This window comes from Streptomyces sp. NPDC006012 (assembly GCF_042871185.1).
Lineage (GTDB): Bacteria > Actinomycetota > Actinomycetes > Streptomycetales > Streptomycetaceae > Streptomyces.
In genome coordinates this window covers 452,266-461,379 of the sequence record NZ_JBIAIE010000004.1, presented here as the reverse complement: position 1 = coordinate 461,379, position 9,114 = coordinate 452,266, and the positions used below count along the sequence as shown (strand labels likewise).

Genomic DNA, 9,114 nt, shown 5'->3' with positions numbered 1-9,114 from the left:
AGACCGCGTACAGGCAGGTCGCCATGCGGTCGGTGCCCAGCCGCTGGGCCTGCTCGTCCAGGTGGTGCAGCACCTCCTGGGGCGGCAGGTCGAGCTCGGCCAGGGTCTGCGCGGTGGTGCGCAGCTGGCCCATGATCGCCGCCGAGGTCATGGAGTGGCCCATGACGTCGCCGACGACGAGTGCGACCCGGCTGCCGGGCAGCGGAATGGCGTCGTACCAGTCGCCGCCCACCCGGGCCGTCTCGGCGGCGGGCAGATAGCGGGAGGCCAGCCGGACACCCGTCGGCCGGGGCAGGGTCTCGGGCAGCATCGTGCGCTGCAACTCGTCGGCGATGTACGCCTCACGGCCGTACAGCACCGCCTTGTCGATGCCGAGGGCGCTGTGCGTGGCCAGCTGGGCGGCGACCAGGAGGTCCTCGTTCTCGAAGGCCAGGCGCTCGGGACGGCGCAGGAACAGCGCGGCGCCGATGACCCGGCGGCGGCCGCGCAGCGGCGCGAGGATCGCGTGCCGGCCTTCCGGCACCACCGATTCGCCGCCCTCGCCGAGCAGCTCGGGCAGTGCGGCGCGGGCGGCGGGCGCGTCCGCGAACACCGGCCGCACACCGCGCAGTACCTCGCTGAGGGCACCGCCGGGCCGCACCTCGCACAGTTCGGCGGTGAGCGTGGACAGACCGGACAGCTCGGCCGGCTCGGACTCCGCCGAACCGGACAGGAAACTGCCCTCGGTGTCCCGTTCCTCCGGGATGCGGTCGCTGCGGCGCAGCCGCAGCACCACCGGGCCGGTGGGCCGTTCGTCGCCGACCGGCAGCGGGTCGCGCAGATAGACCAGAATCGCGTCCGAGAAGGTCGGCACGGTGGCCCGGCACAGACCCATCACGATCTCGTCGAGGTCCAGGCCGCGGGCGATCCGCCGGGTGGCGGCGCCCACGAACCGCAGCCGGTCCCCGTCCCGTCGCATCGGCGTGGGCCGGCCGGGCTGCGCCATCCGTCCCGCACGGCGCTCCTGGGCGGCGGCGGCCCGCTCCAGCTCGGAGCCCGGCTGCGGCGGGACACCCTCCGGCACGGGACTGGGACGAGGCCGGTGGGGGTCGGTCTCGGCGGCGGTCGGCTGGGTGTGCTCGGGGTCGGCCGCCATGGGCTCCGCCTCCTGGCCGCGGGGTGCGGCGCCGCCCGGTGAAGAGGGCGCCTCACCGGCGGCCTGGGTGGGCAGGGCGGCCCCGTAGGGCTGCGAGGAACGCAGCAGTGCCCCGCGGGGATCCGCGGGGTCGGCGCCCGGCTGGGGGCGTTCGTAGGACGTCGGGTGTTCCGTCACGCGCGTCGAATCCATCCGTCCGGGGCTGCGCGCCGTGCACGCAGTACGTCCCGCAGGAATCCCGATACCCGCAATACGTGCCCCAGGAACGGGATTCCCGCGTGGTCAGAGGTTGTTCCTGTGTCACCGGCGAACCGTCTCAGGTCCGGACCGGTACTGCCCTCGTACCCCTCGATCACGTCCTGCCGCCCCTCGGTGACGTTCGGTCAGACCCGGCGTTCACAGCCGGAGTTGCTGCTGTGCGCCCTTGCGGAGGACGATCCTACGGTTGTAGTCCGGGGGCGCATCAAGAGTCTCATGAGGACACGTGCGCGGGCGTACGGTCCCAGTCCTCCGGCAGTGACGGTACCCCCCAGGACGGGTCCGGGCGCCAGTGTTGCCAGCCTTCGCTGAACGGCGGGCCCCAGGCGCGGATCACCTCCAGCGCGGACCGCCCCGCCCGCCGCACGCGTTCGGCCTGGTCGGCGTCCATCAGCCCGTCCCGCTGGGCCTGCGCGAACTCGTCCTCGTCGCGCCAGTGCCAACTGCGGTCCGGGTACACGGAGATGTCCAGGAAGTGGTCCTCGGAATCGACCCCGCTCTCCCAACGGGCCAGCGGTTCTTCGAGGTTGACGTACCAGTTCTTGAACTGCCAGCCCGGCTCCCAGAACAGCCATACCGACCAGGGCTCGGCGGGCCGGGCCAGCTTCAGCACCCCGGTGCCGAACCAGTGGTCGCGCTGCACGGTCCGCGGTCTGGTGTACCGGGACTCCAGCGGCTCGACGTGCACCGGTGTGCCGTCGGCCAGCACCGGCTTCACACATTCGGTGCCCGGCGCCAGCCATACGGCGAGCAGGTCCGCGTCGTCCCGTACGACGGTGACGGGACGGGCGATGTGGACGTGCTCGCCGCCGTTCTCCCGGTACCGCCACAGAATGTGACTGCCGGGCGCCCAGAAGCGCGCCGGGCCGCTCGCTCCCCCGTCTGCCACGCGTCTCACCGCTCCGCCGTCTGCCATGCACAGATATTAGGTGCCGAAGGCATACGACGCTGCGATGGGCATCACGGTTCTCGTGACGGAAATGTTCTTACGGGCGAGTCATCCGCAGAACGTCCAGCGCCGCGTCGAGCTGCTCGACCGTCAGGTCGCCGCGATCCACGTACCCGCCCTCCAGGACGGCCTGACGGATCGTCTTCCGCTCGGCCAGCGCCCGCTTGGCAACCTTTGCTGCCTCTTCATACCCGATGTACCGGTTCAGGGGGGTCACCACCGACGGTGACGACTCGGCGTACTCGCGGGTCCGCTCCCGGTCGGCGACGATCCCGTCGACCGTGCGGTCGGCGAGCAGCCGCGAGACGTTGGCGAGCAGCCGGACCGACTCCAGTACGTTCTTGGCGAGCACCGGCAGCATCACGTTCAGCTCGAAGTTGCCGGCGGCGCCGGCCGTGGCGATCGTCGCGTCGTTGCCGATGACCTGCGCACACACCATGAGCACGGCCTCCGGCACCACCGGGTTGACCTTGCCCGGCATGATCGAGGAACCCGGCTGGAGGTCGGGCAGCCGGATCTCGGCGAGGCCGGTCCGCGGCCCGGAGGACATCCAGCGCAGATCGTTCGCGATCTTCGTCAGGCCGACCGCGATGGTGCGCAGCTGACCGCTGGTCTCCACGATCCCGTCCCGGGCGCCCTGCGCCTCGAAGTGGTCGCGTGCCTCGGTCAGCGGCAGCCCGGTGACCCGCGCGACCTCCGCGATGACGGCCGCGGAGAAACCCGGCGGGGTGTTGATGCCGGTGCCGACGGCGGTACCGCCCAGCGGCAGCTCGGCGAGCCGCGGCAGCGCGGCCCGCAGCCGCTCGACCCCGTACCGCACCTGGGCCGCGTACCCGCCGAACTCCTGGCCCAGGGTCACCGGCGTGGCGTCCATCAGGTGCGTCCGCCCGGACTTCACCACGTCGGCGAACTCGGCGGACTTGCGGGCCAGCGCGTCCGCCAGGTGCTCCAGGGCGGGGACGAGGTCGTGCGTGACGGCCGCGGTGGCCGCGATGTGGATGCTGGAGGGGAAGACGTCGTTGGACGACTGCGAGGCGTTGACGTGGTCGTTGGGGTGCACGTCGCGGCCGAGCCGCTCGCTCGCCAGGGTGGCGATGACCTCGTTGGCGTTCATGTTGGACGAGGTGCCCGACCCGGTCTGGAACACGTCGACCGGGAAGTGCTCGTCCCAGGCACCCGCGGCGACCTCCCCGGCCGCGCCCTGGATCGCCCCGGCCACGTCCTCGTCGAGCACACCCAGCTCGGCGTTCACCTTCGCCGCCGCCGCCTTGATCCGCGCGAGCGCCTCGATGTGCGCACGCTCGATGCGCTGCCCGGACACCGGGAAGTTCTCCACGGCCCGCTGCGTCTGCGCCCGCCACTTCGCATGGACGGGCACCCGCACTTCACCCATGGAGTCGTGCTCCACGCGGTACTCCTGCTCGTTGTCGGCCACTGCCGATCACCTCCGTGTGGCACAGCGTCCCGGACAGGGGGACCTGTTCCCGCCACGGCGGGTGATCCCGACCGCTTTCGGAGCGTTCCGCTCGAACGGCACCGAGGAGGGACGGGACGAAAAGCGAAGGGGCGGCCGGGGCGGCGAAGCCCCGGCCGCCCCGACCACGTCACGCCAGGCCCGGCCCCCGCACGGGAATCGACGTGAAGGTCGGCTGCGGTGTCGGGTTCTGGAAGAAGTCGTTGCCCTTGTCGTCCACGACGATGAACGCCGGGAAGTCCTCGACCTCGATCTTCCAGACGGCCTCCATGCCGAGCTCCTCGTACTCGACGACCTCGACCTTCTTGATGCAGTCCTGGGCGAGCCGCGCGGCGGGGCCGCCGATGGAGCCGAGGTAGAAGCCGCCGTGCGCATCGCACGCGGCCGTGACCTGCTTGCTGCGGTTGCCCTTGGCGAGCATCACCTTGGAGCCGCCCGCCGCCTGGAACTGCTCGACGTAGGAGTCCATGCGCCCGGCGGTGGTCGGGCCGAACGAACCGGACGCGTAGCCCTCCGGCGTCTTGGCCGGGCCCGCGTAGTACACCGGGTGGTCCTTCAGGTACTGCGGCATCTCCTCGCCCGCGTCGAGCCGCTCCTTGATCTTGGCGTGCGCGATGTCACGGGCCACCACCAGCGGGCCGGTCAGCGACAGCCGGGTCTTGACCGGGTACCGGGTCAGCTCGGCGAGGATCGCCTCCATCGGCTGGTTCAGGTCGACGCGGACGACGTCGGCCTCGTCCAGGTGCTCGTCGGTGGTCTCCGGCAGGAACCGCGCCGGATCCGTCTCCAGCTGCTCCAGGAACACGCCCTCGGCGGTGATCTTCGCCAGGGCCTGCCGGTCCGCCGAGCAGGACACCGCGATGGCGACCGGGCAGGACGCGCCGTGCCGCGGCAGCCGGACCACGCGCACGTCGTGGCAGAAGTACTTGCCGCCGAACTGCGCGCCGATGCCGATCTTCTGGGTCAGCTCGAAGACCTTCTCCTCCAGCTCCTTGTCCCGGAAGCCGTGGCCGAGCGGGGAACCCTCGGTGGGCAGCTCGTCCAGGTAGTGCGCGGAGGCGTACTTGGCGGTCTTCAGCGCGTACTCGGCGCTGGTGCCGCCGACCACGATCGCCAGGTGGTACGGCGGGCAGGCGGCCGTACCCAGGGAGCGGATCTTCTCCTCCAGGAACTTCATCATGGAGGTCTCGTTCAGGACGGCCTTCGTCTCCTGGTACAGGAACGACTTGTTGGCGCTGCCGCCGCCCTTCGCCATGAAGAGGAACTTGTAGGCGCCGCCGTCGGTCGCGTACAGCTCGACCTGTGCGGGCAGGTTGGAGCCGGTGTTCCTCTCCTCCCACATGGTCAGCGGCGCCATCTGCGAGTAGCGCAGATTGAGCCTGGTGTAGGCGTCGTGGATGCCGTGCGAGAGGGCCTTCTCGTCCTCGCCCCGGGTCAGCACGTTCTGCCCGCGCTTGCCCATGACGATCGCGGTGCCGGTGTCCTGGCACATGGGGAGCACGCCCGCCGCCGCGATGTTCGCGTTCTTCAGCAGGTCCAGCGCGACGAACTTGTCGTTGGCCGACGCCTCCGGGTCGTCGACGATGCGGCGCAGCTGGGCGAGGTGGGCCGGGCGCAGGTAGTGCTGGATGTCGTGGATCGCCTCCTCGGCCAGCTTGCGCAGCGCCTCCGGCTCGACCTTGAGGAACGTCCGCCCGTCGGCCTCGAAGGCGGAGACACCCTCGGAGGTCACCAGCCGGTACGGGGTGGTGTCCTCTCCCTGGGGGAGCAGATCGGTGTACTCGAACGCAGGGTGGGCTGGGGGGGAACTTTTCGGCATCTTCGCCATTCCTCGGTCGACAGGCAGCGTGTCCAGGCGGCCCGCCCCCGGGGCGCGCAAGCCGCGGAGCGGTCGCCTGCGGCCCACCGGCGCCGGTGGGCGCCCACCAGCGTAGAACCTGGCGGTGCCACGGGAGCCGTGAGGTCGGGCTCAGTGTTCCGTGGGGTTCGCCACGTCCGGGTTGTCCCCACCCTCTAGTCGCGATCTATCGCGTTTCGGTACGCTGCTGCCGTGGACCTTCAGAAGCACGCCCAGCGGCAGGACGCGCCACCGCGCGTCATCGAACTGCGCGCCTCGGACGCCGACCGGGACCGGATCGCCGACATCCTGCGCGACGCCCTCGCCGAGGGCCGTCTGACCGCCGACGAACACGCCGAGCGTGTGGAGGGGGTGCTGACCGCCAAGACGGTCGGTGAACTGGAGGTCTTCATCCAGGACCTGCCGGCCGCCCACGGGCGCACCCCCGCCTCCGCCTACGTGCCGGCGGGGCCCCGCCCGGCCCCCGGCGCGATACCGGCCGAGGCGGACGCCAACGTCGTGGCCGTGTTCAGCGCCGCCACCCGCAGGGGCCGCTGGCACGCCGGTCGCCGGCTGCACGCGTACGCGATCTTCGGCAGCGTGGAGATCGACCTGAGCGAGGCGATCTTCGAGTACCAGCAGGTCGTCATCAAGGCGGTCTCGGTCTTCGGCGAGGTCCAGATCCGCGTCCCGGAGAACGTGTCGCTGCGCGGCACCGGCGGCGGTGTCCTCGGCAACTTCGAGGTGGACACGCTGGATTCGGCCGAGTCCGACGCGCCCGTCGTCTACGTGGACGGGTGGGCCGTGCTGGGCAAGGTCGAGGCCCGGCCGAAGCGCGGCAAGCTCGTCGCGGACATCCTCGACCGCGTCCACCACAAGGTCGACAGGGCTTTGCGCAGACATCTCGACCGTTGACGGCTGTGAACCGGACCGGATCCCGAGCGGCTCGGTCCTGCGTGATCCACCGCAGGGGGTCGTGAACCGGCCGCCGCACTCCTGCAGATCAGAACGCAGTGCATAGGCGCGCGCACAGCGGGTAGGGCTTGCTGCATCGTCTCTCGCTCGCGAAGCCGTCGTCAGGAGTAGACCGTGCTGCAACCGCCGCATTCGTCTCTGCAGGTAGCTGTCGTTCCGGCCCAGCGGGTGCCAGCGCGCGAGCGGGACCAGGATGCCCCTTGGCACACGGAAGCGGTGTGCCGGCGGGACGAGGCGGGGCTGTTCTTCGCCCCGTCCAAGGAGCCCACCGCCGCCCGGCTCTCCCGCGAGGAGGCGGCCAAGCGGGTCTGTGCACGCTGTCCGGTGATGGTCGAGTGCCGTGAGCACGCGCTGCTCCAGCCCGAGCCGTACGGCGTCTGGGGCGGACTCACCGCCGCCGAGCGCCGCGTGGTGCTGGCCCGGCGCAGGCGCCGTGACATGGAGCTGAAGAAGACGGCGCGGGCGGCGGGACACGTCGCGGCGGCGGGCTGACCGAAGCCTTCGGTTCCCGTGGCCGGCGCGGGGGCTCGAAGGCTTCGTCCGAGGTCTCCGTACGGCCGACGGCGTCCCCTCCGCACCGGGGACGCCGACCGGTCCGCGTTCCCTTCCGGTCTGCCTGGCGATCTCTTCCGGGCCTACTTGGCGCGGTCGAAGTCGATCGTGCTGTAGGCGCGCAGCTTGCTCAGCCGGTGCTCGGAGTCGATCCGGCGGACCGTGCCCGACCGCGAACGCATCACGATCGAGTCGGTCGTCGCGGTCTCGGAGCGGTAGCGCACCCCGCGCAGCAACTCGCCGTCGGTGATGCCGGTGGCGACGAAGAACACGTTCTCGCCGGTGACCAGGTCCTCCGTGGTCAGCACGCGGCCCAGGTCGTGCCCCGCGTCCAGGGCCCGCTGCCGCTCCTCGTCGTCCTTCGGCCACAGCTTGCCCTGGATGGTGCCGCCGAGGCACTTCACGGCGCACGCCGAGATGATGCCCTCGGGGGTGCCGCCGACGCCGAGCAGCAGGTCGATGCCGGTGCCCTCGCGCAGGGCCAGGATCGAACCGGCGACATCACCGTCGGAGATCAGCTTGATCCGCGCGCCGGTCTCCCGGATCTCCTTGATGATGTCCTCGTGCCGCGGCCGGTCGAGGATGACGACCGTGACGCCCTCGGGCGTGGACCGCTTGGCCTTGGCGACCCGGCGGATGTTCACCGAGACGGGCGCGTCGATGTCGACGAAGTCCGCCGCCTCGGGTCCCGTCACGAGTTTGTCCATGTAGAACACGGCCGACGGGTCGAACATGGTGCCGCGCTCGGCCGCCGCGAGGACCGCGATCGCGTTCGGCATGCCCTTCGCGGTCAGTGTGGTGCCGTCGATCGGGTCCACGGCGATGTCGCACTCGGGCCCGGTGCCGTCACCGACGCGCTCCCCGTTGAACAGCATCGGGGCCTCGTCCTTCTCGCCCTCGCCGATGACGACCACGCCGTTCATCGAGACGGTGGAGACGAGGGTGCGCATGGCACGGACCGCGGCGCCGTCGGCGCCGTTCTTGTCACCGCGCCCGACCCAGCGGCCGGCGGCCAGTGCCGCGGCCTCGGTCACCCGGACGAGTTCGAGGGCCAGGTTCCGGTCGGGAGCCTCGGAGGGTACGTCGAGTTCGGACGGCAAGTGATGGTGCTCGGTCATCGGTGCGCACCTTTCTGATACGACGACGGCCGGATGAGGGTGTTCGTCCTGACTGTAGCGCCAGGTGCTCAAAATGAGCAGGGGCCCCCACGGATGAGCGGGGAGGGGCGCCTGCGACGATAGGGGGCGTGGCAGGTTCGAACGGCAAGCAGAAGACGGTCCGGGACATGATCTTTTCCCTGGGCCTGATCGGGATCGCGGCGGGCGTCATCTACGTCTTCGTCCCGCACGACGACCACGCCCCCGACATCAAGCGGGTCGACTACCGCGTGGAACTGCTCACGGCACGCCGCGCCGCCCCCTACCCGGTGGCCGCGCCCGAGGGCCTGCCGAGCACCTGGAAGGCGACGTCGGTGCGCTACCAGGGAGCGAGCTTCGACCGCTGGCACCTGGGCTTCCAGGATCCCGGCGGCCAGTACGTCCAGGTCGAGCAGTCGACCCAGAAGCGCGCCGATTTCATCGACCAGGCCAGCCAGGGCGGGAAGGCCACCAAGTCCACCGAGAAGATCGGCGACCGCACCTGGACGCGCTACACCGGCGGTCGCTACGACGCCCTCGTACTGGACGACACGCCAGGCTCCACCACGGTGGTCGCGGGGACGGCGTCGTTCGAGGGACTGGCGAAGATGGCGCAGGCACTGAAACTGCCGTGACCCGGGGCGGCCGGCGTTCACGGGCATCCCGCCCGCGGCCCCGGCCCCGCACGGCATCATCGCCTGCTGCCTGCTGCCTGCTGCCTGCTGCCTGCTGCCTGCTGCCTGCTGCCTGCTGCCTGCTGCCTGCTGCCTGCTGCCTGCTGCCTGCTGCCTGCTGCCT

The 9,114-nt window shown here is 71.1% G+C and carries 8 protein-coding genes; 3 read left to right on the top strand and 5 right to left on the bottom strand.

Going from position 1 to position 9,114, the window contains the following annotated elements:
- From ACFYPJ_RS11425 to ACFYPJ_RS11410, 4 genes are all read right to left on the bottom strand, one after another.
- A partial coding sequence (locus ACFYPJ_RS11425) for a SpoIIE family protein phosphatase (RefSeq protein ID WP_389013974.1) occupies positions 1 to 1,327 on the bottom strand: 1,327 nt, incomplete at its 3' end.
- A 280-nt stretch (positions 1,328 to 1,607) separates the two neighbouring features.
- Positions 1,608 to 2,309: a DUF402 domain-containing protein gene (locus ACFYPJ_RS11420; RefSeq protein ID WP_389013971.1), complete on the bottom strand. Its 702-nt coding sequence runs from the start codon at positions 2,307 to 2,309 to the stop codon at positions 1,608 to 1,610.
- A gap of 70 nt (positions 2,310 to 2,379) precedes the next feature.
- Positions 2,380 to 3,777 (bottom strand): class II fumarate hydratase, encoded by a 1,398-nt coding sequence (locus ACFYPJ_RS11415; RefSeq protein ID WP_389013969.1) that lies wholly within the window; start codon positions 3,775 to 3,777, stop codon positions 2,380 to 2,382.
- A 169-nt stretch (positions 3,778 to 3,946) separates the two neighbouring features.
- On the bottom strand, positions 3,947 to 5,635 hold the full coding sequence (locus ACFYPJ_RS11410; RefSeq protein ID WP_389013967.1) for a fumarate hydratase: 1,689 nt from the start codon (positions 5,633 to 5,635) through the stop codon (positions 3,947 to 3,949).
- Positions 5,636 to 5,866: 231 nt separating this feature from the next.
- Between ACFYPJ_RS11410 and ACFYPJ_RS11405 the strand changes: the two genes are divergently transcribed.
- Positions 5,867 to 6,568: a DUF1707 domain-containing protein gene (locus ACFYPJ_RS11405; RefSeq protein WP_389013964.1), complete on the top strand. Its 702-nt coding sequence runs from the start codon at positions 5,867 to 5,869 to the stop codon at positions 6,566 to 6,568.
- A gap of 174 nt (positions 6,569 to 6,742) precedes the next feature.
- Positions 6,743 to 7,120: a WhiB family transcriptional regulator gene (locus tag ACFYPJ_RS11400; RefSeq protein ID WP_389013961.1), complete on the top strand. Its 378-nt coding sequence runs from the start codon at positions 6,743 to 6,745 to the stop codon at positions 7,118 to 7,120.
- A gap of 143 nt (positions 7,121 to 7,263) precedes the next feature.
- Here the strand turns inward: ACFYPJ_RS11400 and glpX are convergent, their stop codons facing one another.
- Positions 7,264 to 8,298 (bottom strand): class II fructose-bisphosphatase, encoded by a 1,035-nt coding sequence (gene glpX, locus ACFYPJ_RS11395; protein ID WP_389013959.1) that lies wholly within the window; start codon positions 8,296 to 8,298, stop codon positions 7,264 to 7,266.
- Between the two features lie 128 nt (positions 8,299 to 8,426).
- Here glpX and ACFYPJ_RS11390 point away from each other — a divergent pair, with 128 nt between their 5' ends.
- Positions 8,427 to 8,951, top strand: a complete 525-nt coding sequence (locus ACFYPJ_RS11390) for a DUF4245 domain-containing protein (RefSeq protein ID WP_389013957.1) — start codon at positions 8,427 to 8,429, stop codon at positions 8,949 to 8,951.
- Positions 8,952 to 9,114 lie beyond the last annotated feature (163 nt).